Raw genomic sequence first — 26,078 nt, 5'->3', positions numbered from 1 at the left:
AAAGAGGGATGAGCCATGAAAATCGCAATGTTTGGTACAACGCTGTATGCGGGTGTTATCTCATCATTACTTGCAGAGAGTGGACATCAGGTCTTTATTTGTAATGATTTACAAGACCATACAGCGCTATTCAATCTTAGAGATCAAGATGTTGTTCGTGCTTTAGAAAAACAACATCAAAGTGGTTTTCTAAGTTATTGTAATTTTGCGGCTCTTCCCTTGGATATTGATGCGTATTTTTTTAGTTTCAATCCAACTCAAGAGGCTGAGGCACTTGATGTTGTACAGAAATTAAAAATGCGCACGATTATTCATCCTAAATTGATGATTAATGCCTCTACTTTTGGTCTTAATGGTACTGAAAAATTAAAAGCCGTATTAACAAAAGATCATTGGGTTTATTTCCCGGATATTATTCAGGAAGGTCAAGCTTTTAAAAGTGTGACGAGTGCCTCTAAAGTGATTATTGGCTGTGCTGACCAACAAGCACAGGGTGACTTAGAGGAAATGTTGCGACCTTTATTCCCACGCCAGCAACAATATTTATTTATGCCTGTTTTAGATGCTGAATTTACTAAACTCAGTATTTCAGGCATGTTGGCGACTCGTATCAGTTATATGAATGATTTGGCAGATGTTGCTGAAAAGTTGGGTATTGATATTGCCCATGTTCGAGATGGAATGGCAGCAGACAGTCGGATAGGTGAATCGTATTTATATTCAGGTGCAGGTTTTGGTGGTGAAAACTTTTCACATGATATTTTGACTCTATCAAATACCATCAGTAATACTGGAACAAAAAGTCAGCTATTGGGACAGGTTTGGGATATCAATGAGCAACAAAAAGAGTTTCTTTTTCGCAAGTTGTGGAATTATTTTCATGGAAATTTAGCTGGAAAAACGATTGCGATTTGGGGGGCTGCTTTTAAGCAACATACCTCAAGTACCAGTTTCTCACCTATTCATCCGATGCTTGCCGCACTGTGGGCGCAAGGTGTGACTGTTCGTTTGCATGATCCACAAGCCTTAGAAGAAATACACACAATTTATGGTGAACGTGATAATTTAATTTTATGTGAAGATCAGTATGACGCGGTGAATCAAGCACATGGTTTATGTGTTCTGACTGCATGGAAGCAATATTGGTCACTTGATTATACGCAATTAAAACTTAAGTTAGCTCATCCTTTAATTTTGGATGGACGTAATATTTATCAACCTGATTATGTTAAAAGTCAGGGTTTTGCATATATGGGAGTAGGAAGATAATGATAAATTTAACTATTTTTCCTAAAAAAACATTACCAACAACACTTGAGCATTTACAAGATTTAAGTTTGACCGTAGGTCAAAAGCATTTAAACGAGTTTTTTGCCGAAGATAATCAAAGATTTAAGCATTTTTCTGTTCAGTATGACGAAATTACTTTTGATTACAGCAAACATCGTGTTGATGAGTCTGTAATAAGCGCATTGATTGACTTTGCACAAGTTCGTGATCTTTCTACGTGGACGAAACGTTTATTTTCAGAAGAAGAAATTAACTATACAGAACAGCGTGCAGCTATGCATTGGGCGCTTCGTTTACCAAAGCATGATGAACAGCATCCTAAATTAGCAGGCAAAGTACATGAGCAATTAGAGCGAATGTATGCATTGGTTGAGAAAATTCATGCGGGTCAGTACCGTGGTGCAACAGGTGAAGTTATACAAGATGTGGTCAATATTGGTGTGGGTGGGTCTGATTTAGGCCCATTGATGGTGAGTCATGCTTTGTCTGATTTTAAAGTTAATACGATTAAGCCTCTGAAGGTGCATTTCGTGTCAACGATGGATGGCACTCAACTTTCAGATCTGTTGCATCAGTTACGTCCAGAAACGACATTGTTTATTATTTCATCCAAATCCTTTGGAACGATTGATACATTATACAATGCACAAACAGCACGCCAATGGCTCGAAAAGCAATTGGGGCAATCTGAAGCAGTAAATCAGCATCATTTTATTGGGGTATCGACTAAGCCTGAGAAAATGACAGAATGGGGTATAGCAAGTCATAATCAGTTTCTACTCTGGGACTGGGTGGGTGGCCGTTACTCTTTATGGTCTTGTATTGGTTTGCCGATTGCATTAAATATTGGTGTGCAAGGATTTAAGCGATTACTTGCAGGGGCCTATGCAATTGATGAGCATTTTCAAAACGCACCTTTACAGCAAAATATTCCTGTTCTTATGGGTATTTTAGGGATCTGGAATCATAACTTTTTGGGAATTCAGACACAGGCTATTTTACCTTATGATGGTCGTTTAAAGTATTTTTCTGCATATCTACAACAGCTTGAAATGGAATCGAATGGTAAATCCATTCAGCGTAACGGAAAGAAAGTTGAGCTAAACACTTGCCCAATTGTCTGGGGGGAAGTTGGTCCGAATGCACAGCATGCTTTTTATCAGCTGTTACACCAAGGTGCGCATAAAGTGAGTTGTGAGTTTATAGCGCCCGTTAATCGTTATGCAGCGAACCAATTTACCTATGTTAAAAATGCCAATGCATTAATTGATCAGCATCATTTAGCACTGTCGAATTGTTTGGCTCAGTCTCGACTATTGGCCTTTGGTAATCAAGCATTAGACGCTGAAGAGGTTTTAGGTTTAGAAAATTATCAAAAATATGATGGTAATCAACCAAGTACAACAATTTTACTTAAAGAACTGAGCCCTTATACACTGGGAATGCTTGTGGCATTGTATGAGCATAAAGTGTTTGTGCAATCTGTACTTTGGAATATCAATGCTTTTGACCAATGGGGTGTTGAGAAAGGAAAACAAATTGCAAATCAAGTACTTCCGATTTTAACAGGTACAGAAAAAGATTACTCTGAATTCGATAGTTCAACGCGAGGGCTGTTGGATATTTTACTAGGTAAATAGGATTCAGACTGCCTAAAATTTGTTTCTTTCCTCAAGTTATTCGTTTTATTTTTAGACAAAAATTTAATGATTAAAAGAATATTATGAGTGATTTTTTTATTTTTATCATGGCTTTAGTTGATCGAAGTTAGATGTGTTGAATAAAAAATCTCATGAGTCTTTAAAATATGATTGAATCATGTATTGATTATGCAAACAATCATGTATTTATTCCCTTATTTTAAAAAACATCGCTATGATGTTTTTTAAAAATGAACTTAGATGAAGAATATTTATGAGATATCAAAGTATTAGATTTTTGTCACTTGCGGTTTTATCTGCACTTGCTTTGCCAGCAGTTGCACAAGGAATTGTGTTAAATAATGAAGACTTACGAACTGATTTAAATTGGTTAAATCAACAAGGTGTGATTCAAATTAGCACGTCTACATGGCCTTTAAGTGGTGATGAAATACAACGTGCTTTATCTAATGCAAAGATTGATAATCAAGTTCAGCAACAAGTCTTGGACTCCGTGCAAGCTGCTTTAAGTGCGGAAAATACAACGGCCAAAGCCAGTTTATATGCTGAATCTGATCCCCAAAATGTACCGCAACATTTTGCAGATGAACAAAAATCACAATACCAAGCGGCTGTTGAGTTCAATGCTGGTGGGGCGCAATGGGATGCAAGACTGCGTATTAATGCTGAAAAAGACCCTATTATTGATAATGGGCATGATGTGAATGTTGAAGGGTCATATTTAGCTGGAAAGTTGTGGAATCAATGGTTGATTGCAGGGCAGATTCCGACCTATTGGGGGCCTGGACATGATGGTAGTCTAATTCGAGGGGATGCAAGTCGTCCAGTATACGGTTTTACAATGCAACGCGCTGAGCAAAAGGCATTTGAAACGAAATGGCTGTCTTGGATTGGCCCTTGGCAGTATCAAGTTTTTGCTGGCCGATTAGATGATTATGAGGCCGTGCCAAATACAAATCTCTTGGGAATGCGTTTAACAGCCCAACCTTTACCTTATCTTGAATTGGGTGCATCACGTACATTCCAAATAGATGGTCAAGGTCAACCTGATAGTTTCAAAGCCTATTGGAATGCTTTTATTGGTAAAGATAACGAATGTGATGATAGTGGGTGTACTGGAGAGGGGAATGCCTCAAACCAAATTGCAGGCCTAGATGCGCGTTTAAATCTACAACAATGGTTTAAAGTTCCATTGAGTTTGTATGGGCAGTTTGTCGGTGAAGATGAATCAGGTTTACTGCCATCTCGGAAAATGTATTTGGCAGGACTCGATTATTCCTCACAAGTGAAGAATATGCCGTTCCAGCTTTATACTGAATGGGCAGATACACGTACCAATGGTGATGTTTGGGGTTATTCATATAATCATCATAATTATACGGATGGTTACTACCAACATGGATTCCCTTTAGGTCACGCTATGGGCGGTGATGGTCAGATGTATAGTTTAGGTGGGGATATTCGTTTCGATAAAATGAATCGTTTAAATGGTCGCATCTTGTTGGCAAAAGTGAATCAGTCAGGACTTGAAATCAATCATGCTTTTCCACAAAAAGATGAAATCAAAGCTCTGGATTTAACGTGGACACATTATCTTCGTCCGAATACGCCGTTGAAATTAAGTGGTTGGGTCAGTGACTCTGACGTGTATGGTGGAGATAGCGGCGTGTCTTTAGGGGTTGAAATTCCTTTGGATCGCTCTTTATTTTACTAAGTTAAAAAGACTTTCTTAAAAAACGTATCTATACATGAACCATTCAAACGATGTTAAATCGTTTGAATGGTTTTTTATTTGAGGCTAAATATTGCTTAAGCTTGGATAAGTTGGGTCAACTGATCGACATAGACTTGTATTGGTTCAGGGTTTTTACTTGCATCACTTTCAATGTTTAAGCGTAATAGTGGTTCAGTATTTGAAGCCCGTACATTTAGGCGCCAAATACCAAAATCTAAACTCACGCCATCAGTTTGATCAATTACTGGATTTTGGTCAGCAAAATGATCAAAGATCTTTTGAATGGTGATTTGTGTATCGGCAACTTTGAAGTTAATTTCACCTGAGCACGGGAATTTTGCAATCATATCCTCAACCAATGAAGATAAAGATTGACCTGTTTCAGATAGTACAGAAACAGCCAATAACCACGGAATCATTCCACTATCACAGTAAGCAAAATCACGGAAGTAATGGTGGGCACTCATTTCACCACCATATACAGCATTGTGCTCACGCATTACATCTTTAATGAATGCATGGCCTGATTTAGATTGGACGGCGATCCCTTGATGTTTCTCAACAATATCTAATGTATTCCAGGTTAAACGAGGGTCATGCACAATCTTTTCACCTGCTTGTTTGAGTAGAAAGGCTTGTGCTAAGAGGCCAACAATATAATAACCTTCAATGAATTGGCCTTTTTCATCAAACAAGAAACAACGGTCAAAGTCCCCATCCCAAGCAATCCCCATATCTGCACCATGCTTAAGTACTGCTTGGCTGGTACTATCACGGTTTTCGATTAAAATAGGGTTAGGGATTCCATTTGGGAAATTGCCATCAGCTTCATGGTGGATCTTGATGAACTCGACTGGGATATTTAATGCTTTAAATTTTTCTTCTATCGCATCAATCACATGCCCTGCTGCACCATTACCTGCATTGGTGACAAGTTTCATTGGGCGAATCTTAGTCGGGTCAATGTAGGTCATGAGGTGATCTACAAATTCAGGTAGGATATTGTATTTTTCTACAAGCCCCTTTTGAGTAGCGTCGATAAAGTTGCCTGATTCAGCAAGCGCTTGAATCTCTTTTAAACCTGTATCCGCACTAATTGGTCGTGAGTTCTCGCGAACCAGTTTCATCCCATTGTAATCCATAGGGTTATGGCTGGCCGTTACTTCAATACCACCTTGGACATCTAAATGGAATGCGCCAAAGTAAACTTCTTCTGTACCTGTCATACCCAGATCAAGAACATTTACGCCTGCATCATTTAAACCCTGAATGGTTGCTTGTTTAAGGCTTTCACTGGTTAGACGAACATCGGCACCAATCACAACTGTTTTTGGTTGATAAATTTGCCCATAAGCACGACCAATTTTATATGCAATATCTTCATTGAGTTCTGTGCCAAGCTTTCCACGGATGTCGTAGGCTTTGAAGCAGGTTAAAGTCATTTTATTACCCTATTTAAAAATGAAAGGGCTGGAAGTCAGCCCTTTAAACGTTATTATTCAACAGTTACGGATTTAGCTAAGTTTCGAGGCTGATCGACATCGGTTCCTCGAAGTACGGCAACATGATAGGACAAGAGCTGTACGGGAACGCTATAAACAATTGGAGCTAATACAGGGCTGATGCTTGGCACATAGACCACATGTTGGCGGTCTTTGGCTTGGATGCCACTGTTTTCATCGGCAAAGACAAAGAGTTCCCCGCCCCGCGCTTGGACTTCTTCCATATTGGATTTGAGTTTATCGAGCATGTCATCTTGCGGTGCGAGAATGACCACTGGCATCTCATTATCAACTAAAGCGAGTGGACCGTGTTTAAGTTCGCCTGCTGCATAGCCTTCTGCATGAATATAAGAAATTTCTTTTAGTTTCAATGCACCTTCGAGTGCAATAGGGAAGTGAGTCCCACGACCAAGGAACAAGCAATGCTGTTTCTCTACAAATAGTTCAGAGAGGCGGAGAATTTCAGCGTCGTTCCGTAAAGTATCTAAAATGACTTTAGGTAAGTGCCAAAGTCCAGCGGTGATCTCAGCCACCTGTTGTGTAGAGATACGATTTTTAATCGTACCTATTTTGAGTACCAATAACATAAGCGCTGCAAGCTGCGTGGTAAATGCTTTGGTGGATGCAACACCAATTTCAGGACCTGCCAGAGTTAATAAGCTATGGTTGGTTTCACGTACCATGGAAGATGTTGCGACATTGCAAATGGTCATCGTAATGATGTCTAAGCCTTTTGCTGTAGCACGCTTTTGAGTATCGCGCAGGGCAGCTAAAGTATCTGCTGTTTCGCCGGACTGAGAAATACAGACATATAGGGTATTATTGACAATCACTGGTGTGCGATAGCGAAATTCACTCGCGATTTCCACTTGGCAAGGCAGATCAATGAGCTGTTCAAACCAATATTTTGCAATCATACCCGCATGGTAACTGGTACCACAGGCAATGATTTGGATTTGCTGAATTTGAGATAAATCTGCAACAGCATTCGCAAGGAAATCTTCACGTAGGGCATTGCCATTTAAGGCTTGTGAAATGGTTTGTTGAATCGCTTCAGGTTGCTCATAAATTTCTTTGAGCATGTAGTGTTTATATTCGCCTTTTGATGCATTGCTGACGGTCGCATCTAACTCTTTTACTGGGCGATGAACCAATTGACCATCAACAAAGATTTCAATGCTATTACGAGTGAGACGCGCAATATCACCTTCTTCGAGATAAATAAATCGGTTGGTAATCGGAAGCAGCGCCAATTGGTCTGAGCTGATAAAGTTTTCACCAATACCCACACCAATGACCAAAGGTGAACCTTCACGCACGGTAATCAGTTCATCTGGATAATCAGTATGTACGATACCGAGAGCATAAGCTCCTTTAAGCTGTGGCACGACTTGTTTGACTGCTTCAAGTAAACTTGGCGTTGACTTCAATGCATCATGAATCAGGTGGGCAACCACTTCGGTATCGGTCTGAGAGGTAAATACATACCCCCGTGCTTCAAGATCATCTTTAAGTTCTTGATAGTTTTCAATAATGCCATTGTGTACGATAGCAACGTTGCCTGAAATATGCGGATGTGCATTGTTTTCAGTTGGTTTGCCATGGGTTGCCCAGCGAGTATGTGCAATCCCTAATGAACCGATAATCTGTGATTCTTCAACCGCACCACCCAGATTGGCTACTTTACCGACACGACGTTCACGTAGAACATGGCCTTGGTTAATGAGAGCTAAGCCCGCAGAGTCGTAACCACGATATTCTAGACGCTTTAAGCCTTCGATGAGGATATTACTAATATTACGTTCTGCAACGCCACCGACGATACCACACATAACAAATTCCTCTTATTTCTTGATCTTTTGCGGACGTTGGTAGTTTTCTTTCGTAAACTGCTTAGAACGTTCTACCGCTAAACTATTTTCTTCGACATCGCGGGTGATGGTTGAGCCAGCCCCGACAGTTGCGCCGTTGCCAATGGTGACTGGGGCAACCAAAGCACTATTTGAACCAATAAAGGCATGATCGCCAATGATGGTTTTAAATTTGTTTGCACCATCATAGTTGCAAGTAATGGTTCCTGCGCCAATATTAGAGCCACTGCCCACTTCAGCATCACCCAAATAAGTAAAGTGGTTGGCTTTAGACCCGACACCGACCGTTGAGTTTTTGACTTCTACAAAGTTGCCAATATGCACTTCAGCCGCGAGTTTGGCACCTGGGCGTAAACGGGCAAAAGGTCCAATCTGCGCATCTTCACCGACAATAGCTTGATCAAAAATACTATAAGGCTGAACTTTGGTGCCTGCCGCGATTTTGGTATTTTTAATGATGCAGCCTGCGCCAATTTCTACATGGTCACCGAATTCACATTCGCCTTCAATGATGACATTGATATCAATGCGCACATCTTGTCCAACGACTAAGTTACCACGAAGATCAAAGCGACTAGGATCAATTAAATGCACACCTTGTTGCATGAGTTTTTTAGCTAGATTTGCTTGGAACTGGCGTTCTAAAGCTGCCAGCTGAATACGGTCATTGACCCCTTCAACTTCGAAGGCTTGTTCAGGCTCAACTGAGGCAACGGTCAAACCATCAGCCAATGCCATTGCCACAATATCTGTCAGGTAATATTCGCCTTGCGCATTGTTATTGCTGAGTTTGGGTAACCATTCGTGCAATTTGGCATTGCTCACACAGTAAATGCCGGTATTAAACTCTTTGATTTGGCGCTGTTGCTCTGTTGCATCTTTATGTTCAACAATTGCCTGAATCTGACCATTCTCACGGACGATACGACCATAGCCTGTTGCATCATCCACAGTGAGTGTGACTAAGCCGATACCAGTTTGGCTCGATGCATCTAATAGTTTTTGTAGCGTATTCTGGCTAATGCAAGGCACATCACCAGAGAGAATGAGGGAAATGCCATCTTGAGGTAAAACGGGCAGGGTCATTTGTACCGCATGCCCAGTACCGAGTTGTTCTGCTTGTTCAACCCATTTAATGTCTTGATCTGCAAAAGCTGCTTGAACCCGATCGCCACCGTGACCATAGATCGTAATGATGTTTTCAGCGTGGATTTTTTTTGCTGTTTCAATCACATGACCGAGTAAAGGACGCCCTGCAAGTGGTTGTAGCACTTTGGGTAACGTCGAACGCATACGCGTTCCTTTACCTGCAGCAAGAATAATAACAGTCGTTGACATGTTCTAATCCTAAAAATGGCCTAGGCCACGGTGAAATAAAAATAAAGCCCAATACAAAGTGCGGCCCAAAGACCAGCAATAATGTCATCAAGCATGATGCCGAAACCACCATCGACTTTTTGGTCAATGACACGGATTGGCCAGGGTTTCCATACGTCAAATAAGCGGAATAAGGCAAAACCAAGCAACAGCCAGAGCCAATTCATTTGCCCTAAATACAGTACAGGCAAGAAAGTGATGGATTGGCCTGCAAATTCATCCCATACGATACGTCCATCATCATGTACCCCCATGACTTTGGCGGTATGGCCGCAAATATAAATGCCGATCAGAGACATGAAGATGATGGCAATAATGGTGTTGGATAAGCCAATTGCAAGCCAGATTGGGACGAACAGCAGTGCAAAGGCTGAACCAAATGTTCCTGGTGCTTTGGGTGCTAGTCCTGAGCCAAAACCTACACCGCAAAACACGATGAAACGGTCGTACCCAGACATCTGACGAAAGAGGATAGGAGGCTTATGCAAAGTGTTGATATCCAGTAAATTGCAATGAATGGTCTAAGCCATTTTGTTGAAAACGTAGACCGCTTTGAGCGTCAACTTTTCCAATCACGTTGATCTTAGTATGGTTTTGTTGTTGCAAAAGTTTTTCATAATTCTGCGGACTTATTGTAAAGCATAATTCATAGTCATCGCCACCCGCCAAAGCATATTGCCATTGTTGTTCTCGTGTTAAATCTTGTAGAGCGGTGTTGATGGGCAGTTGATCAAGTTGTAGGGTCGCACCGACATTTGATGCCTTTAAGATATGACCTAAGTCTTGTGCTAAGCCATCGGACACATCAATCATACTATGTGCCAAGCCTTTGAGTACTTGGCCCAGTTCACAGCGTGGGGTAGGGTAGTCCAAACGTTGTTGCAGAGGGTGGCCCAAGTGTTGCAGTGCGAAGGCGGCATCACCAACCGTACCACTAACACAAATTAAATCACCCACTTGAGCAGCGGAGCGGGTGACGGCTTGGCCGATATCGACCCAGCCCAGTGCAGTCACTGAAATGGTCAGATGTGGGCTTTGGGTGGTGTCTCCACCAATTAAACTCACGCCAAATTGATCGCAACAATCATATAAACCCTGACTAAAGCCTTTAAGCCAGTCATGATCAATTTGGGGTAAGCTCAAGGCCAGTAAAATACTCTGAGGTTTCGCGCCCATTGCGGCGATATCAGATAAATTGACCGCGACAGATTTCCAGCCAATCGCATGAGGACGGGTATCAAGCGGGAAGTGACGTCCAGCAACGAGAGTATCGGCACAGATGACCAATTGTTGCTGTGGAGGGGGGGTGAGCAAGGCTGAGTCGTCACCGACGCCTAAATCGACAGAATAAGGACTCTTACGATTAAAATAGCTATCAATGATCGAAAACTCAGCCATACAACAAATCTACTACTGTGAGTTCGCTTGTTGCTTTTCTGCTGCACGTAAAGTTGTTGCTAAACGATCTAATACACCATTGATGTATTTATGGCTGTCTGCACCGCCAAAGTGTTTAGCAAGCTCGATTGCTTCGTCTAAAACCACACGATATGGAATTTCAAGATGTTCCTTGAGTTCATATGCGCCTAAACGAAGGGTCGCCAGTTCAACGCCGTCAAGCGCAGAAACGTCGCGATCAAGCACAGGGATTAAGAGCGCATCCAATGCTTCATGATTGGCAACCACTTGAGTTAACAATTCATGATAATAGCTCAGATCCACTTTGTGCATGGCATTTTCCACACGCGTACGTGCTTCAATCTCATGGACTGGATTGTGGCTCATTTGCCATTCGTAAATTCCTTGTACAGCAAAGCGACGTGCTTTACGTTTTGCTGCATAAGTTGCTTGCAATGTTTGCGACATAGCGTTAAATAGCCTTTAACAAGTTAACCATTTCAATTGCAGTAAGAGCAGCTTCGCCGCCTTTATTACCTGCTTTTGTACCCGAGCGTTCAATCGCTTGTTCGATACTATCCGTAGTCAATACACCATTAATCACTGGAAGACCAGATTCTAGGCCAACCACGCCTAAACCTTTGGCACATTCACCTGCAACAAAGTCGAAGTGAGGTGTGCTACCACGAATCACAGCACCCAGTGCAATGATGGCATCAAAGCGTTCAGACGCCACTAATTTCTTAGCCACGACAGGAAGTTCCCACGCGCCTGGTGCATGAACAACAGTGATATTATCCTCTGATACACCATGACGTTTCAATGTATCAATTGCACCTTCTAATAGATGTTCGACAACAAAACTATTAAAACGACCCACTAAAATCGCATAACGGCCTTCGCTAGCGAGATGTAACATACCTTCAATACGGCGAATTGCCATAGCAACCTCGATGATTTTTTAAGTTGTTTGATGTGCGGTGATATATTCCACCACTTCTAAATTAAACCCAGAGAGTGCATTAAAGCGTAAAGGTGAGCTTAAAAGCTTCATCTTTTCTACGCCTAAATCACGTAAAATTTGTGCGCCAACCCCAATGGTTTGGTACTGCTGAGATAAAGCAGCATTGGATTTGGTTGGTTTTGGTGCGGTAAGGCTGTCTAAGGCTGGGCCTAGGTCTTGTAAGTGACGTTGACCAATCCAAACCAAAACACCCCGATCGCTACTTGCGATTTCTTGCAGCGCTTTGTCGAGATTCCATGCTGGCTCGCCGTCCTTTTTATTGAACTTAAGCAAGTCACGAACAGGGTTGAAACCATGAACACGAACGGTGGTTACCCCTTCTTTCGGTTCACCTTTCACCAAAGCCAAGTGAATATCTGGATTGCCTAATTCGCGGTAACGATATAAGTCAAAAGTCCCATATTCGGTATCAATGCTTTGCTGATCAATCCGTTCAACCGTTTGTTCATTGGTCATACGGTAGTGAATCAGATCCGCGATGGTGCCAATTTTTAAACCATGCTTTTCAGCAAAAATTTCAAGATCGGCACGACGCGCCATTGTGCCATCTTCATTGATGATTTCACAGATGACTGATGCAGGCTCTAAACCCGCTAGGCGAGATAAATCACAACCTGCTTCGGTATGCCCAGCACGGTGCAGTACACCGCCAGGCTGCGCCATCAATGGGAAAATATGACCCGGTTGAACGATGTCTGATGGTTTGGCATGTGCCGCTACAGCCGTTTGAATGGTATGCGCACGTTCCGCAGGTGAAATCCCTGTAGAAATACCTTCTGCCGCTTCAATTGAAAGCGTGAAGTTGGTGCCATGTTGTGCGCCATTGGCATCGACCATCAAAGGAAGATTCAATTGTTTACAGCGATCACGGCTGAGCGTTAAGCACACCAAACCACGGGCATGGGTGATCATAAAGTTGATGTCTTCTGCGCGAACATGGGTCGCTGCAATAACTAAATCACCTTCATTTTCACGATCTTCGTCATCCATCAGGATAACCATTTTACCTGCACGGATATCTGCAACTAGCTCTTCAACAGTATTGAGCGGCATCAACCTTCACCTTCATCGTTGTCGCCATGGACGACATATCATTTGTTTTCATTGGCACATAGTTTAAGCTTTTTTCAGGCTTTTGCCTATGCGCGAATCATTTCCCTGAGTTGTCCATTGTTATACACAGTCAATCTCAGCTTGAAAAGAGACCTTTATTTTAAAAAGCCGAAAAGTGCTTAGTCTTTAAACAATTGAAAAGCATAAAAAAGAACAATCTTATTGAAAATAAGTCAATCGGCGTAGTAAATAAGGGGGCTAGACAAATGTTGTGTTGGTACTGGTGTGTCGTTGAGCGCTCAAGTCATTCTTTTTTGCATTTGAGCATCAGGTTTAATTCGAGATGGACACGGCAATTGAGTAATCCGATCAGGGGGCACTCATCGGGTAGAGGGTGAGTTAACGAAATATTAAATGTGCCGTAGTGAATAATCAGATGATTCGTCATCTCTTTTTGATTTGTACTATAATTCTTCTTTTTTTAATCCTCTGGATTATTTCTCCTGTGATGTCCTTACTTGCTCAATATTTTGCACAGCAACAATTTTGCGTATTGGTTGAATACTTAAGCGTGCAGCAAGCCCAATCGCCTGTCAAGACTCAATTTGCAGGTTTTCCTGCGGCTATGACGCTGGCCGATCGGGTACATGCGGATGACGATGAAGCGCCTTTAATGGTCGCCAAGCAGTATCCACAAGCGATTGAAAAAGTCATTCACTTTTCGGGGAAAGCGCGCGATATACGGGACTTTGAGCAGTTTTTGCAAGATGCAAAAATACAGGGTCAAAAGAACCTGTTACTCTTAACGGGTGATAAATTAAAACAGCACCACTACAGCCATGACTTAGAGCCACGGACACGTTATTTGGAGTCTGTGAATGCTGTCATGGAAGCCAAACGCCAAGGCGGTTTTCATATCGGTGTGGCGTTTAATCCGTTTAAATATGCGGAAGCGGAAAAAGAGGCACAATATCTGAAACTGCATAAAAAGATGAAAGCAGGGGCGGATTATGTGATTACCCAATTGGGCTATGACATGGCTGCTTTACAGGATGCACATGCATTTTTAGCGCAACATCAGTATGCGCAGAAAATCTTAGCCTGCGTTATGCCACTGACCTTGGCGCGGGCTAAGTTTATGCTGAAACATAAGGTAGCCGGCATTGTAATTACCCCGCATATATTGAAGGTGTTACAACAGGAAAAAGAACAGGGTTTAAGTGATCGCGTTTATGTGCGCTGCGCATTACAGATTCTTATGTGTCGACATTTGGGCTTTGCGGGAGTGCATTTATCGGCTTGCCATCAGCCTGAAGAACAAATGTTGTTGGAACGCTATATTGAAGAATATCGACACTTGAGTTTTGCTGAGTGTGAACGACTTTGGAATACGCTTTGGCAGGTGCAAACAGGTACAGAGTTTCATCCGAAGCTGACTTATTATTCACGGCCTGCGACCTCAAGTCAGATCATTAAATACCAACATCTGCATCTGATGCACGATGCTTTATTTGAATCTAAACTGGCTAAAGGAGTAGGGCGGTTTATTTTTAATTTTAATGTTTGGGATCGAACGAAAGCCAACAATGCATTACTGAAAACGGAACATTTGAGTAAGCATGCAGTGGTGGGCTGTGAGAGTTGTGGTCAATGCCGTTTAGGCGAGACCCTGTACATTTGCCCAGAAACTTGCCCCAAAGGTTTGGCCAATGGGCCCTGTGGTGGAACCAGTTTAGACCGCTGTGAATTTGGTGACCGTGAATGCATTCATTCCGTCAAAGCACGCTTAGCCAAAGCGGTTGGACAAACAGCGATTTTAAAAGAAAAGCTGATTCCGACCGTGTCGATTGCGGTACGTGGAACCAGCTCTTGGAAAAATTGGTATGTGGAGTCTGCAGACTAAAATCAGCTGTCCTGATCCATAGCATTTGAATAGAACTTTTCTCCGAGTTTGATGCGCTCACGGCCTTGGCTCATGCGCCAGCGGTTGCTATCCCGCAGTGAATACACGCAACCACAGTATTCTTGTTGATAAAATTCTTCACGTTTGCTGATGTCTAGCATGCGTACCGCACCGCCATGTTTGCGCCAGTTATAGTCCCAGTACTGAATGCCTGCATAATGTGAAGCAGAACGGTGTCCGCATTCATTGATCTGTTGCATATTCTTCCAACGGGAAATGCCGAGAGAGCTACTGATTAGGCTAAAGCCATGTTCTGCCGCATATAACGCCGTTCGTTCAAACCGCATATCAAAACACATGGTACAACGGATGCCTTTCTCTGGCTCATTTTCCATCCCTTTGGCACGTGCAAACCAGTTGTCTGTATCGTAATCACAGTCAATAAATGGAATATGATGTTTTTCTGCAAAGCGAATATTTTCTTCTTTACGAATTAGATATTCTTTCACGGGATGAATATTGGGATTGTAAAAAAAGATGGAAAAATTGATACCTGACTCAATCAGGGTTTCCATGACTTCACCTGAACAAGGTGCACAGCAGGAATGCAGGAGCAGTTTGTCATGACCTGTGGGGAGGGTAAGTTTCTGACGTTCGAGCTTCGACATATTGAATGGTTATATATTTAAACCAGACAGTTTAAAACGTCTAAGAGACAGATCAATCCAGATTGGGTGAAGAATTCTCAGGATGAGCTGATGAATTTTCATGATCAAAAGCGAGTTGAGTCGATGATTAAGATATGCACTTAGCCTTGTAATGGATATAGAGAGAACATTTGAGAGGCCTAAACTTGCATAATGGATCGAGATTCGTCATCATTTACACAAAGGGTGTTTAACAGTTGTGTTAGATAGGTATTCGTTGAAGGCGGGCCACTTCAACAGCAAGAAAGAGAGTATCTAACAGTGCTGCATTTTTTTACTACGCCTTCTAATAAGGAATTGGAGTGTCGTCATAATTTCCAATTTGAAACTGATATGCGTTTGATCCAACGCTGTAAATTTCTTGAAGATCAAGATGAGAAAAAAGCCATTCAACATCTTTTAAAAGAACGTGGTTATACCAAAGCTGAGATTTTAAAACTCACGATTGATAGTTAAGTTAAGATTGAAAAGAGCTTCCAAAATAGGAAGCTTTTTTTGTTTTTGCATGCCTTGTTTTGTATCTCGTTAGTTTGAGATACAAACGACTTTTGCTCCCTGCTTACATGATGCTTCACGTGGAACATCAAAAACCAAGGCTGAGGCAAATAATGTAGTGTGCTTTAGTTGATTGAAGGTGTTTGAAAACATCAGCTTTATATAAATGAGATGAATATCACTCAGGTATATAATAGGGTGGATTGAGCTTAACCCATAAGAAGTGTTTAGCTGTGGTTTTTAACTTGTAGTTGATCGTGCCAATCATTTTCTTTACTTGTTTGAGAGTTACTTTCATGTCTAAAACAGGCTTCAGCAGTAAATTATGGCTTGCATCTCTGAGTTTTTGATCGTGTGCTGAATATATTTACATACCGTGTAGGGCGGTAAAATTTTTGTTATAGACAGCATGCTTTCAAATTAAATAATGAAATAAATTAATAAGTTTAATTTAAAGATGAAAAATATTAAGTATTGGGCGTAATTATCAGTTAAGCTATACCGTATCTATTAAAATTAAACCTTGAGTTGCGCCAGATGTTAGAACTCCGCCATTTAAAAACTTTGACCGCCTTAAGAGAGCATGGCTCATTGGTTGCTGCCGCAGGGGATTTGTGTTTAACCCCTTCAGCACTATCGCACCAGTTGCGTGAGCTTGATCAATGGTTTGGCGTGGAGGTGGTGAATCGTCGCAGTCGTCCTGTCAGTTTTTCGAATGTTGGACAGCGTCTATTAAAGCTAGCGGATGAGGTGTTACCACAGGTACAAATTGCACAAAGCGACATTACCCGTATCGTACATGGGCAAACAGGACGCATTACCTTTTCTTCTGAGTGTCATAGTTGTTTTGATTGGTTAATGCCGTTGTTAAATCAATATCGTCAGCAATATCCTGATGTTGATTTGGACTTTGCTTCAGGCTTTGAGGCGAACCCGCATGAATTATTACAGACGGGCGAATTTGACCTATTGATTACAGCCGATCCGATTGCATTAAAAGGGGTAGAATATTTCCCAATTTTTGAGTACGAGTCACGTTTGGTCTTATCCAATACCCATCCTTTGGTTCGCGCTAAAGAGATTACTGTACAAGAGCTTGCCGAAGAGACTCTTATTACCTATCCAGTTGATAAACATCGTTTGGATATTATGTCGCGTCTGTTTATTCCAGCCAATATTCTGCCAAAACAAATCCGTACCACCGATCTGACTCAAATGCTGATCCAGTTGGTGGCCAGTGGTCGTGGCATAGGAGCATTACCCGATTGGGTGGTGAATGAATATGAACAAAAAGGCTGGGTGACTTCACGTCGTTTGGACTGTGTAGCACCTGAAGGTTTGCGTCGTACTCTCTACGCTGGATATCGTACTGAAGAAAAAGAAAAAGACTATTTTGAAGGCTTTTTAAAGCAGCTCGATAAATTTGCCAAAAAAAGAGCGCAATACTATATCTAGTTGAAAAATAAAAAGAGGAGGAACATATTTCCTTCTCTTTTTTTAACTATTCTTAACTATTTATAATTTATGAAAATTTTTCTTCATAAAATATTAAACCTTTATTCACGATAACAATCATTTAAATGATTGACTAAAATATACAGATTTTCGGGTAAATCCTGAGTAGAATTCGACTTTTATTTTTTCTCCAGTAAAAAAGGCATGGCTTCTCACTATGCTGCTTTGCAAGGACGTTTTATGCTCGCGCTAGATATACAACATGTTCGAATGAAACAACACGCCACTGATAAGGCACAAGCGTTGCAATGTCTAGTCGATATCTTAGTCGAAGACCAATTGGTTACCCCTGATTATATTCATGGCTTGACCGCGCGCGAACAACAAAGTGCAACGTATTTAGGGCAAGGAATTGCCATTCCGCATGGGACACCTCAGTCGCGCCAATCTATTTTAAAAACGGGTATTCGTCTGGCGCACTTTCCTGAAGGAATTGTTTGGGACGGTGAAAATAAAATTTATTTAGCGGTGGTGATTGCTGCGAAATCAGATGAGCATTTGCAAGTCTTACAAGTTTTGACACGGGCTTTAATTAACGAGGTCGCTGACCAAGTGAAACAGGCTCAATCTGCAGAGCAAATTATTGCATTATTACAAGCCCAACCAGCATCTTTGGCATTGCATGAAAATTTAATCGCCACTCAAGTTCCCGCACTAGATGTAGAGGATTTGATTTGGCAGGCAACACAGCTACTGAAACAGCAAAAAATGGTGGAGTGTGGTTTTCTGTCGGGTTTAAATCTAAAAAGCATGATTCATTTAGGGGAGGGGGTCTGGTCGATCACTTCGAACCAGCATGTTTTGAGCCCAGCTGTAAGTTTGGTAAAAGCGGAACAGGTTTTAAGCCATCAGCAGGAAATGCTCAAGACTTTGGTGTGTATTGCCAGTAATGAGCAACTGGATATGCCACGGTTTCAACAATTAATGGATATTTTGTTTGATACTGAACAAGTTCATACCCTCAACCAAGAGCAAGATAGTCACCAGTTGGCGCAGTTAATTGGTGCTGAACTGATTCCTGATTGGCCATCTCGTCGTATTGTCTTAGCCAACGCTCATGGACTACATGCGCGTCCCGCGACACACTTGGTCAATATGACCAAGAAATTTGCAGGGGATATTCTCGTTGCTGTAGATGAGGGGGCTTACGTTTCGGCAAAAAGTTTAACCAAATTATTAGCCATGGGATGCCGCCGTGGTCAAACTCTGACTTTTATTGCACAACCTGATACCGATGCTGTAGCAGGCTTAGAACAGATTATTGATGCAGTTCAACAGGGTTTAGGAGAAGAGGTTGAAGCTGTTGACCTTGTATCTCATCAGCACAGCAGTAGCGACCCAGTCGTAAATACTTTGGAATTACTGCGTTTTGAATCACATGGCGATACGGGGAGCTGCGGTATTGCAGCATCAACTGGCCTTGCTTTTGGTCCTGCACATGTGGTGAAGCCACGTGAATTTAGCTATGAACGTCTCGGACAGAGCTTTAAAGCTGAGAATGAAAAGCTTGAAATTGCGCTTCATCAGGTGAAAAACAGCTTACGTCAATTCATTGCGCATACTGAATCTACCGCCATTAAGCAGATTTTCATGGCACATTTGGAAATGCTGGATGACCCAGACCTCATCCAAAGTGTGCAACGCGGTTTAAAACAAGGGTTGTCTGCTGCGGCGGCTTGGCATGAGCATATTGAAGTGGCTGCGACTGCGCAGGCTGCACTTAGTGATCATTTACTGGCAGAGCGTGCGGCTGATTTGAGAGATATTGGTGAGCGTGTTTTGGCTGCTTTGTGCGGTGTTGCTGAGGTCACAGAACCCGAACAACCTTATATCTTAATTATGCATGATGTTGGTCCAAGTGATGTCGCGCGTCTGAATAAAGACCGGGTTGCAGGTATTTTGACCGCGGTTGGTGGGGCGAGTGCCCATAGTGCTATTGTGGCACGTGCTTTGGCTATTCCAGCGGTCGTAGGTGCGGGTGCAACTGTTTTAAGTATTGAGAACCATGCCACCGTGCTGATTAATGGGGATACAGGTGAGTATGTGGTCTCACCAGAGCCAAGCCAGATTGATCATGCTATTGCAGAGCGCCAACGCCAGCGTGAGTTACGAGAACAAGCGGAACAGCACTGTTTAGAACCTGCCATCACACTGGATCAACATCAAGTTGAAATTGCAGCCAATATTGGCAAAGTGGGCGCTACGATACAGGCTGTGGCAGATGGGGCAGAAGCAATTGGTTTGCTACGCACAGAATTGGTCTTTATGTCACACAGCAGTGCGCCTGATGAGGCTACACAGGAAGCCGATTATCGGGTGGTGTTAGATGCTTTGGCGGGTCGTCCATTGGTGGTACGTACACTTGATGTGGGTGGGGACAAACCTTTGCCGTATTTGCCTATTGAAAAAGAAGAAAATCCATTCTTGGGCTTACGTGGTATTCGTCTGACTTTACGTAAGCCAGAATTGTTACGTCAGCAATTGGTTGCTTTACTTAAAGCGGCGGATAATCGCCCATTAAGGATTATGTTTCCTATGATTGGGCGGGTTGAAGAATGGCGAGCAGCAAAAGCGATTTTGGATGAGGTTCGCATACAGCATCCATGTGAAAACTTACAAGTCGGTATTATGATTGAGGTTCCTGCGGCAGCATTGTTGGCTCCGATTCTTGCTCAAGAAGTTGATTTTTTTAGTATTGGAACCAATGATTTGACTCAATATACTCTGGCGATTGACCGTGGTCATCCGCTGTTGTCTGCTGAAGCTGATGGCTTACATCCGAGTATTTTGTTATTGATTGATCAGACGGTTCGGGCAGCACATCAGCATGGTAAATGGGTGGGCATTTGTGGTGAATTGGCTGCTGACCCAAAAGCTGTGCCTGTATTGATGGGCTTGGGCGTGGATGAGTTGAGTATGTCGAGTACCAGTATTCCATTGGTGAAGGCGCAAATTCGTGGTTTGAACTATATAAATTGCCAACAGATCGCACAGCAAGCCTTAAGTTGTGACAGTGCAACTGCCGTACGTGCATTGGTGGAGTGATTACCGAATGGCTAAGATATTAAGCATTACCCTGAATCCTGCAATTGACCTTACCGTGCAATTGGATCAACTAAAAATTGGTGAGGTCAATCGTCAGTTAACGGCCCAAAGCCATGCAGCAGGTAAAGGCTTAAACGTGGCACAGGTCCTTAAGGATTTGGGACATGAACTGATTGTGAGTGGCTTTTTGGGGCAAGAAAACCGTCAAATTTTTGACCATCATATCCAGCAAGAGCAATTTGATAACCAATTTATTTATGTTGCAGGTGAAACACGACAAAACATTAAAGTTGCAGAAGCCTCTGGTCAGATGACAGACATCAATGGCAAGGGCTTTTTTGTGGATACCACCGCAAAACAACAGCTACGTGAGCGCTTATCACAACTGATTTTTGCAGTGGATGCGATTGTGATTGCAGGTAGTTTGCCACAAGGTTTTTCTGCAGAAGAGCTTTCAACGCTGATTATATGGTTACAGTCTGAGGGTAAAAAAGTCGCAGTGGATACCAGTGGTATTGCATTGAAAGCGGCAATTGCTGCCCATCCTTGGTTGATTAAGCCCAATACGGATGAGTTGACAGAAACTTACCATTTGCCAGCAGAAACTTTTGCAGAACAACAGCACCTTTTTGCCCGTTTAAATAGTCAGATAGAACACATTGTGGTCTCGATGGGTGAAAACGGGGTGAACTGGCTTCACCGCACACAATCCCTGCATGCTACTGCACCGAAGGTCAGCGTCCAAAGTACGGTCGGTGCAGGAGATTCCTTAGTGGCAGGGATGATTCATGGCTTGTTGAGTTCAACTTCCCCAGAAGAAACATTGAAAACAGCAACCGCAATTGCGAGCAATGCTGTGACCCAAATTGGGTTTGCCCTTCCAGAATTTGCTGTTATTGAAGATTTGAAATCGCAAATCTCAGTCCAATCATTGAGTTAATACGATGCAAGAGATAAAACATATTCTATTTGTGCCACATAGTCCCGAGCAGCCGATTAATGCAGTGATTTTTGCCAAAAAATTGTCCAAAGCAGCAACAGCACTTGGTATTTCCAATCATGTAGCGACGTCAGTCGAACATCTCGATTTATCAAATGCTATTGATACGGTTGTTTTTGTGGGACAGAAGTCGACAGATACAGATCAACTGCGTGACAAAGTTGTGAAAGTCATTCGTTTGGGTGCCGCACAACATGATGCGACCATACTTTTGCAACAAGTCTTTGAGTATTCAGATGCTGTAGATGAACCTATTGCAGACAATGCTGAGGTTACACGGTTTGTCGCAATTACAGCATGTCCAACTGGTGTTGCACATACGTTTATGGCGGCCGAAGCCTTGCAACAAGGTGCAGTAAAGCATGGTTATCAGATTGATGTTGAAACCCAAGGTTCGGTTGGGGCTAAAAATATTTTATCGGCAGAATGTATTGCCAATGCAGATGTGGTGATCTTAGCAACGGATATTGAGGTCAATACCGATCGCTTTGTAGGCAAACGTGTATATCGCTGCGGTACGGGATTTGCCCTTAAGCAAACCGATAAGACTTTTGCAAATGCAATTGCTGAGGCCAAAGTGCTTGAAACGGGTAAGCAAACAGCCACCAAGACAGAAAGTGAAAACAAAGAAAAAGCTGGAATTTATAAACACCTTTTAACGGGGGTGTCTTTCATGCTGCCGATGGTGGTGGCGGGCGGTTTGATCATTGCGATCTCGTTTATGTTTGGCCTCAATCCTGTTGAAGGGAGCTTTGCAGCATCCTTAAAACAAATAGGCGCTGCAGCATTTACCCTCATGGTACCTATGCTGGCAGGTTACATTGCCTATTCTATTGCGGATCGTCCAGGTTTAACCCCTGGTTTGATTGGAGGCTTGCTTGCAACACAATTAGAGGCAGGCTTTCTCGGTGGCTTAGTTGCAGGTTTTATTGCAGGTTATATTGCGTTATTTTTATCGAAACAATTAAAACTCCCAAGTAGCCTAGAAGCCTTAAAACCAATTTTGATTATTCCACTATTAGCCAGTTTAGCTGTTGGTTTAATCATGATTTATGTGGTTGGACAGCCTGTTGCACAATTGTTTGAATTACTTACACATTTCCTTGCCAATATGGGTACGACCAATGCCATGATCATGGGGATTATTCTTGGGAGTATGATGTGTATTGATGTAGGGGGGCCAATTAATAAAGCAGCTTATGCCTTTACGGTAGGCTTACTGACGTCACAAACATACGGACCGATGGCGATTACCATGGCCGCGGGTATGGTACCGCCATTGGGTATGGCAATTGCAACTTTTCTGGCAAAGCATAAATTTGCCAAACCTGAGCAAGATGCAGGGAAGGCTGCTGTGGTCCTTGGCCTATGTTTTATTTCGGAAGGAGCTATTCCGTTTGCAGCCAAAGATCCGATTCGAGTGCTTCCATGTACGATCGCAGGTGGTGCTGTAACGGGGGCTTTGGTTGCATTGTTTAAATGTGAATTGGTCACTCCGCACGGCGGTGTAATGGTGCTGATCATTCCGAATGCGATGAATTATCCATTAAAATATTTATTGGCGATTGCGATTGGAAGCGTGGTGACTGGTGTAGCTTATGCCGTGATCAAACGTCGTTTGCCACAAACTGAGCCCGTCATTGCCCAAGCTTAATGAAGATCCTTTCTTTTTAAGCCTTTGGTTTGCCAATAGATATAATCAAAGGCTTATGGTGCGATCTTTTAAAATGATACAACGTGTAGGTTAAATGTAGTCCATGTTACGTGGGGATACTAAAAATCCGCCAATTTAGAGGTATTGATAAAAAAAGCGGCAATTTTTTATTGATAAGTGAATGGTATTTCACATTTTTATTTTTGAAAACAACGTGGTTTTGTTATTTTTTGTGAAAAATTTGGCTCGGTGCTATAATTGCGCGCCTGATAATTTGTCAATTTTTTAAACACTGATCATGATGATGCAACTCCACGTATCCCGCTTAAATCTAAGTTCGGTTGATCAAGAATTATCAGCTATAGAACACATTCCTGCGATGCAACGTCGACGTTTATCGCGTCTGGCAAAGCTGGCTTTGAATAGTGCCATACAAGCTTTAGATACCTGCAATGTCGATTATATTGTTTGGGTGTCGCAATATGGCGATGAAGCCAAAACGCTGAATATATTAGAAGATGTCTTGAGAGGGCAAACGCCTTCACCGACACAGTTTTCAACCTCGGTTCATAATGCAATTTCAGGCTTGTATTCTATTTTATGTCAGGATGCGACACCTGCGACCAGTTTGGCAGGCTCGTGGAATGATGGGTTGATTGAAGCCTATGCGTGGTTAAAAACACAGCCCGAAGCCCGTCAGGTTTTGCTGGTGTATTATGATGATGCGCTACCTGAAATTTATATCGAGCATCAGCCATTTGCTGCTTTTGCGATGGCAGCGATGATTTCATTAGCGCCAGCAAATTTGATTTTAGAGTCAGAGCATCACATCGCTCAAGATCCTGCTTATCAACAAGCTTTAGCGTTTAATGCGTTTTGGAACAATAACAACGAAACCGAATTTGAAGTGTGGACAAAATGCTGAAATTAGATGAAATCAAGCAAAAAGCCAACTATGCATGGCGTGTTGGGGCAACGGGCTTTAGCTTTGCCAGTTTTGGCTTAGGCGGTGTGGCGATTGGTAGTTTGATTGCACCAATGGTCAAGCTGAGTTCACAAGACCCAGAAGTTCGCAAGCAGCGCACCCAAAAGGTCATTAAGCACAGTTTCAAAGGTTTTACCGAGATGATGGTAAAACTGGGCATTATGACCTATACGGTTGAAGGTTTAGATAAGCTACAGCACAGCCAGCAAGAGCTGGTGATTGCCAACCATCCGACACTGATTGACGTGGTGGTTTTAATTGGTTTAATGGAACAAGCGAATTGCGTTGTGAAACAGGCGCTGTGGTCGAATCCATTTACCAAAGGCCCTGTACAAAGCGCAGGCTATATTTTAAATGCAGGTTCCGAGCAGTTTATTCAGGACTGTGTACATAAATTACAACAAGACCATGCTGCCTCATTGCTCATCTTTCCTGAAGGAACACGGACGGCCAAAGGTGAGCAGTTGAACGAGTTCCAGCGTGGCGCAGCCAATATTGCACTAAGGGCAGGGGTACCGATTCGGCCTGTGCTAATTAGCTGTACGCCCTCGACACTCACTAAAAACGAAAAATGGTATCACATTCCAGAACAGCCTTTTCATATCCATGTAAAAGTCTTGGATGCGATCCGCGTGGAAGACGTATTGGATGACGTAACGGTCAATCCAAAAAATGTACGTCAATTAAATCAACAATTACAGTGGTTTTTTAACCAAGAGTTATCCCTAAATGACTAATCTTGCTGATGAATTAAAGCAAATGATTATTGATGTCCTTGCCCTTGAAGACATCAGTATTGAAGACATTGATACAGGCGCGCCTTTGTTTGGCGATGGTCTAGGTTTGGACTCGATTGATGCCCTTGAATTAGGCTTGGCATTGAAAAAACGTTATGGCATTCATTTGAATGCAGAGTCTGCAGAAACCAAAGAACATTTTAAATCAATTCAAAGCTTAGTGGCTTTGGTTGAAGCACAGAAAACAGCATAAGAGGTTGCTATGCTTGCACAAGAAACCGTGTTAGAAAAATTACGTGAATGGATGGAAGAGCTGTTTGAAATTGCGCCTGAAGATGTGCAATTAGAGTCAAACCTAGCTTCAGACCTCGATGTTGACAGTATTGATGCCATTGATTTGGTGGTAAAAATTAAAGAGTTGACAGGCAAACAAGTCAACCCTGAAGATTTTAAAAATGTGCGCACCGTAGAAGATGTGGTGGTCGTGATTCAGAATATGTCAGTTGCATGAACAACATCTTAAAAGGGGTAGCAGGGATCGGATTGATCCTCTATCCTTTTTTTGTCGCATATGCTTTGGCACATGGACAGTATGTCTGGGTCAGTGCTGTATTGATTGCACTGGGCATTTTACGTCTCTTGAGTAAGGGCAATGCCCTGCTGTGGCCATTGACAGGTTTTGCCATTTTATGTGGCGGGCTGAGTTTGATTTTAAAAGATCATGCGTGGCTTAAACTCTATCCTGTCTTTATGAGTCTTGGGGCGTTGTTTATTTTTGCCAGCACCTTGATTCGACCGCCTTCAATGATTGAACGTTTTGCACGTTTGGCAGAGCCTAATCTGCCCGAAGAAGGAGTAGAATGGACCCGTCAAGTGACCAAAGTTTGGTGTGGTTTTTTTTGCATCAATGCGGTCATTGCCCTGATCACTGTTTTCTTTGCACCGATGAAGATTTGGGTGCTGTATAACGGTTTGATCTCTTATGTCTTGATGGGTGGACTGTTACTGGGTGAGTTTGTGTTGCGTAAACGCCAGCAACGACTGCATCAGGCACAGAAATAACAGCATTTCCGTCAGGGCAACTGAAACAGTGGCCTCGAACTATAGCGATTAGAAATACGGTTTT

Annotated in this window: 22 protein-coding genes and 2 pseudogenes; 15 read left to right on the top strand and 9 right to left on the bottom strand. The window is 42.4% G+C overall.

What is annotated here, in order from left to right; translation table 11 throughout:
* Window positions 1–15: 15 nt before the first annotated feature.
* The 3 genes from B9T36_RS17370 to B9T36_RS17360 all read left to right on the top strand — a co-directional run bounded on the left by B9T36_RS17370 (window position 16) and on the right by B9T36_RS17360 (window position 4,665).
* Window positions 16–1,269, top strand: coding sequence for a UDP binding domain-containing protein (locus tag B9T36_RS17370; RefSeq protein ID WP_042891516.1), 1,254 nt, complete (start codon window positions 16–18; stop codon window positions 1,267–1,269).
* Window positions 1,269–2,930, top strand: coding sequence for a glucose-6-phosphate isomerase (pgi, locus tag B9T36_RS17365; RefSeq protein ID WP_042891518.1), 1,662 nt, complete (start codon window positions 1,269–1,271; stop codon window positions 2,928–2,930). The genes B9T36_RS17370 and pgi overlap by 1 nt, the downstream gene beginning before the upstream one ends.
* A 268-nt stretch (window positions 2,931–3,198) precedes the next feature.
* Window positions 3,199–4,665, top strand: coding sequence for a capsule assembly Wzi family protein (locus tag B9T36_RS17360; protein ID WP_171264503.1), 1,467 nt, complete (start codon window positions 3,199–3,201; stop codon window positions 4,663–4,665).
* Window positions 4,666–4,760: 95 nt separating this feature from the next.
* On the opposite strand, the gene B9T36_RS17355 is transcribed toward B9T36_RS17360, so the two are convergent.
* The 8 genes from B9T36_RS17355 to ribBA are packed head-to-tail and all read right to left on the bottom strand — an operon-like array spanning window position 4,761 to window position 12,911.
* On the bottom strand, window positions 4,761–6,128 hold the full coding sequence (locus tag B9T36_RS17355; RefSeq protein WP_086210694.1) for a phosphomannomutase: 1,368 nt from the start codon (window positions 6,126–6,128) through the stop codon (window positions 4,761–4,763).
* Between the two features lie 53 nt (window positions 6,129–6,181).
* A complete protein-coding gene (gene glmS, locus B9T36_RS17350) occupies window positions 6,182–8,020 on the bottom strand; it encodes a glutamine--fructose-6-phosphate transaminase (isomerizing) (protein WP_086210693.1) in 1,839 nt (612 codons plus the stop codon).
* Window positions 8,021–8,032: 12 nt separating this feature from the next.
* Entirely contained in the window at window positions 8,033–9,397 is a 1,365-nt protein-coding gene (gene glmU / locus B9T36_RS17345; RefSeq protein WP_086210692.1) for a bifunctional UDP-N-acetylglucosamine diphosphorylase/glucosamine-1-phosphate N-acetyltransferase GlmU, read from the bottom strand.
* A gap of 20 nt (window positions 9,398–9,417) precedes the next feature.
* Window positions 9,418–9,939, bottom strand: a complete 522-nt coding sequence (locus B9T36_RS17340; protein ID WP_086210691.1) for a phosphatidylglycerophosphatase A — start codon at window positions 9,937–9,939, stop codon at window positions 9,418–9,420.
* Window positions 9,917–10,834: a thiamine-phosphate kinase gene (thiL, locus tag B9T36_RS17335; RefSeq protein WP_086210690.1), complete on the bottom strand. Its 918-nt coding sequence runs from the start codon at window positions 10,832–10,834 to the stop codon at window positions 9,917–9,919. Before thiL ends, B9T36_RS17340 begins: the two co-directional genes overlap by 23 nt.
* Window positions 10,835–10,846: 12 nt before the next feature.
* On the bottom strand, window positions 10,847–11,302 hold the full coding sequence (nusB, locus tag B9T36_RS17330) for a transcription antitermination factor NusB (protein ID WP_058952409.1): 456 nt from the start codon (window positions 11,300–11,302) through the stop codon (window positions 10,847–10,849).
* A 4-nt stretch (window positions 11,303–11,306) separates the two neighbouring features.
* Complete coding sequence (ribE, locus tag B9T36_RS17325) at window positions 11,307–11,777, bottom strand: 6,7-dimethyl-8-ribityllumazine synthase (protein ID WP_004684294.1); 471 nt, start codon at window positions 11,775–11,777, stop codon at window positions 11,307–11,309.
* 18 nt (window positions 11,778–11,795) lie between these two features.
* Complete coding sequence (gene ribBA, locus B9T36_RS17320; RefSeq protein WP_058868641.1) at window positions 11,796–12,911, bottom strand: bifunctional 3,4-dihydroxy-2-butanone-4-phosphate synthase/GTP cyclohydrolase II; 1,116 nt, start codon at window positions 12,909–12,911, stop codon at window positions 11,796–11,798.
* Window positions 12,912–13,419: 508 nt separating this feature from the next.
* Here ribBA and B9T36_RS17315 point away from each other — a divergent pair.
* A complete protein-coding gene (locus tag B9T36_RS17315; protein ID WP_086210689.1) occupies window positions 13,420–14,814 on the top strand; it encodes a methylenetetrahydrofolate reductase C-terminal domain-containing protein in 1,395 nt (464 codons plus the stop codon).
* Between the two features lie 2 nt (window positions 14,815–14,816).
* Here B9T36_RS17315 and B9T36_RS17310 read toward each other — a convergent pair whose 3' ends face one another.
* Entirely contained in the window at window positions 14,817–15,482 is a 666-nt protein-coding gene (locus B9T36_RS17310) for an epoxyqueuosine reductase QueH (RefSeq protein WP_086210688.1), read from the bottom strand.
* A 372-nt stretch (window positions 15,483–15,854) separates the two neighbouring features.
* Here B9T36_RS17310 and B9T36_RS19345 point away from each other — a divergent pair, with 372 nt between their 5' ends.
* The 11 genes and pseudogenes from B9T36_RS19345 (at window position 15,855) to B9T36_RS17265 (ending at window position 26,014) form a co-directional block, all read left to right on the top strand.
* Window positions 15,855–15,977 (top strand): hypothetical protein, encoded by a 123-nt coding sequence (locus B9T36_RS19345; protein WP_265733404.1) that lies wholly within the window; start codon window positions 15,855–15,857, stop codon window positions 15,975–15,977.
* A gap of 576 nt (window positions 15,978–16,553) precedes the next feature.
* Window positions 16,554–17,471 carry a LysR family transcriptional regulator gene (locus B9T36_RS17305; RefSeq protein ID WP_058952405.1) on the top strand — a complete coding sequence of 306 codons (918 nt, stop codon included), beginning with the start codon at window positions 16,554–16,556 and terminating at the stop codon, window positions 17,469–17,471.
* Window positions 17,472–17,711: 240 nt separating this feature from the next.
* Window positions 17,712–18,840: pseudogene (fruB, locus tag B9T36_RS19390) on the top strand (fused PTS fructose transporter subunit IIA/HPr protein); the annotation flags it as partial.
* 86 nt (window positions 18,841–18,926) lie between these two features.
* Window positions 18,927–20,576 (top strand): annotated as a pseudogene (gene ptsP, locus B9T36_RS19385) (phosphoenolpyruvate--protein phosphotransferase); the annotation flags it as partial.
* Between the two features lie 7 nt (window positions 20,577–20,583).
* Complete coding sequence (gene pfkB / locus B9T36_RS17295) at window positions 20,584–21,516, top strand: 1-phosphofructokinase (protein ID WP_086210687.1); 933 nt, start codon at window positions 20,584–20,586, stop codon at window positions 21,514–21,516.
* A gap of 4 nt (window positions 21,517–21,520) precedes the next feature.
* Window positions 21,521–23,230 (top strand): fructose-specific PTS transporter subunit EIIC, encoded by a 1,710-nt coding sequence (locus tag B9T36_RS17290; RefSeq protein ID WP_086210686.1) that lies wholly within the window; start codon window positions 21,521–21,523, stop codon window positions 23,228–23,230.
* A 301-nt stretch (window positions 23,231–23,531) separates the two neighbouring features.
* On the top strand, window positions 23,532–24,155 hold the full coding sequence (locus B9T36_RS17285; RefSeq protein ID WP_086210685.1) for a beta-ketoacyl synthase chain length factor: 624 nt from the start codon (window positions 23,532–23,534) through the stop codon (window positions 24,153–24,155).
* Window positions 24,149–24,952 (top strand): lysophospholipid acyltransferase family protein, encoded by an 804-nt coding sequence (locus B9T36_RS17280; RefSeq protein ID WP_086210684.1) that lies wholly within the window; start codon window positions 24,149–24,151, stop codon window positions 24,950–24,952. The genes B9T36_RS17285 and B9T36_RS17280 overlap by 7 nt, the downstream gene beginning before the upstream one ends.
* Window positions 24,945–25,205, top strand: coding sequence for a phosphopantetheine-binding protein (locus tag B9T36_RS17275; RefSeq protein ID WP_086210683.1), 261 nt, complete (start codon window positions 24,945–24,947; stop codon window positions 25,203–25,205). Before B9T36_RS17280 ends, B9T36_RS17275 begins: the two co-directional genes overlap by 8 nt.
* A 9-nt stretch (window positions 25,206–25,214) precedes the next feature.
* Window positions 25,215–25,463, top strand: a complete 249-nt coding sequence (locus tag B9T36_RS17270; protein ID WP_058868645.1) for an acyl carrier protein — start codon at window positions 25,215–25,217, stop codon at window positions 25,461–25,463.
* On the top strand, window positions 25,460–26,014 hold the full coding sequence (locus B9T36_RS17265) for a septation protein IspZ (protein WP_086210682.1): 555 nt from the start codon (window positions 25,460–25,462) through the stop codon (window positions 26,012–26,014). Before B9T36_RS17270 ends, B9T36_RS17265 begins: the two co-directional genes overlap by 4 nt.
* Window positions 26,015–26,078: the final 64 nt, after the last annotated feature.

Source organism: Acinetobacter sp. ANC 4204 (assembly GCF_002135205.1).
Lineage (GTDB): Bacteria > Pseudomonadota > Gammaproteobacteria > Pseudomonadales > Moraxellaceae > Acinetobacter.
This window is presented reverse-complemented; position numbering and strand designations above follow the sequence as displayed.

Bases quoted from the DNA above. Each gene is read 5' to 3' on its own strand.
- glmS (WP_086210693.1), bottom strand. From the start codon at position 8,020: ATGTGTGGTATCGTCGGTGGCGTTGCAGAACGTAATATTAGTAATATC.
- nusB (WP_058952409.1), bottom strand. From the start codon at position 11,302: ATGTCGCAAACATTGCAAGCAACTTATGCAGCAAAACGTAAAGCACGT.
- ribBA (WP_058868641.1), bottom strand. From the start codon at position 12,911: ATGCCGCTCAATACTGTTGAAGAGCTAGTTGCAGATATCCGTGCAGGT.
- pgi (WP_042891518.1), top strand. From the start codon at position 1,269: ATGATAAATTTAACTATTTTTCCTAAAAAAACATTACCAACAACACTT.
- ribE (WP_004684294.1), bottom strand. From the start codon at position 11,777: ATGGCAATTCGCCGTATTGAAGGTATGTTACATCTCGCTAGCGAAGGC.
- B9T36_RS17285 (WP_086210685.1), top strand. From the start codon at position 23,532: ATGATGCAACTCCACGTATCCCGCTTAAATCTAAGTTCGGTTGATCAA.
- B9T36_RS17355 (WP_086210694.1), bottom strand. From the start codon at position 6,128: ATGACTTTAACCTGCTTCAAAGCCTACGACATCCGTGGAAAGCTTGGC.
- B9T36_RS17370 (WP_042891516.1), top strand. From the start codon at position 16: ATGAAAATCGCAATGTTTGGTACAACGCTGTATGCGGGTGTTATCTCA.
- B9T36_RS17315 (WP_086210689.1), top strand. From the start codon at position 13,420: ATGTCCTTACTTGCTCAATATTTTGCACAGCAACAATTTTGCGTATTG.
- pfkB (WP_086210687.1), top strand. From the start codon at position 20,584: ATGGCTAAGATATTAAGCATTACCCTGAATCCTGCAATTGACCTTACC.
- B9T36_RS17265 (WP_086210682.1), top strand. From the start codon at position 25,460: ATGAACAACATCTTAAAAGGGGTAGCAGGGATCGGATTGATCCTCTAT.
- B9T36_RS19345 (WP_265733404.1), top strand. From the start codon at position 15,855: ATGCGTTTGATCCAACGCTGTAAATTTCTTGAAGATCAAGATGAGAAA.
- thiL (WP_086210690.1), bottom strand. From the start codon at position 10,834: ATGGCTGAGTTTTCGATCATTGATAGCTATTTTAATCGTAAGAGTCCT.
- B9T36_RS17280 (WP_086210684.1), top strand. From the start codon at position 24,149: ATGCTGAAATTAGATGAAATCAAGCAAAAAGCCAACTATGCATGGCGT.
- B9T36_RS17275 (WP_086210683.1), top strand. From the start codon at position 24,945: ATGACTAATCTTGCTGATGAATTAAAGCAAATGATTATTGATGTCCTT.
- B9T36_RS17305 (WP_058952405.1), top strand. From the start codon at position 16,554: ATGTTAGAACTCCGCCATTTAAAAACTTTGACCGCCTTAAGAGAGCAT.
- B9T36_RS17310 (WP_086210688.1), bottom strand. From the start codon at position 15,482: ATGTCGAAGCTCGAACGTCAGAAACTTACCCTCCCCACAGGTCATGAC.
- B9T36_RS17270 (WP_058868645.1), top strand. From the start codon at position 25,215: ATGCTTGCACAAGAAACCGTGTTAGAAAAATTACGTGAATGGATGGAA.
- B9T36_RS17290 (WP_086210686.1), top strand. From the start codon at position 21,521: ATGCAAGAGATAAAACATATTCTATTTGTGCCACATAGTCCCGAGCAG.
- glmU (WP_086210692.1), bottom strand. From the start codon at position 9,397: ATGTCAACGACTGTTATTATTCTTGCTGCAGGTAAAGGAACGCGTATG.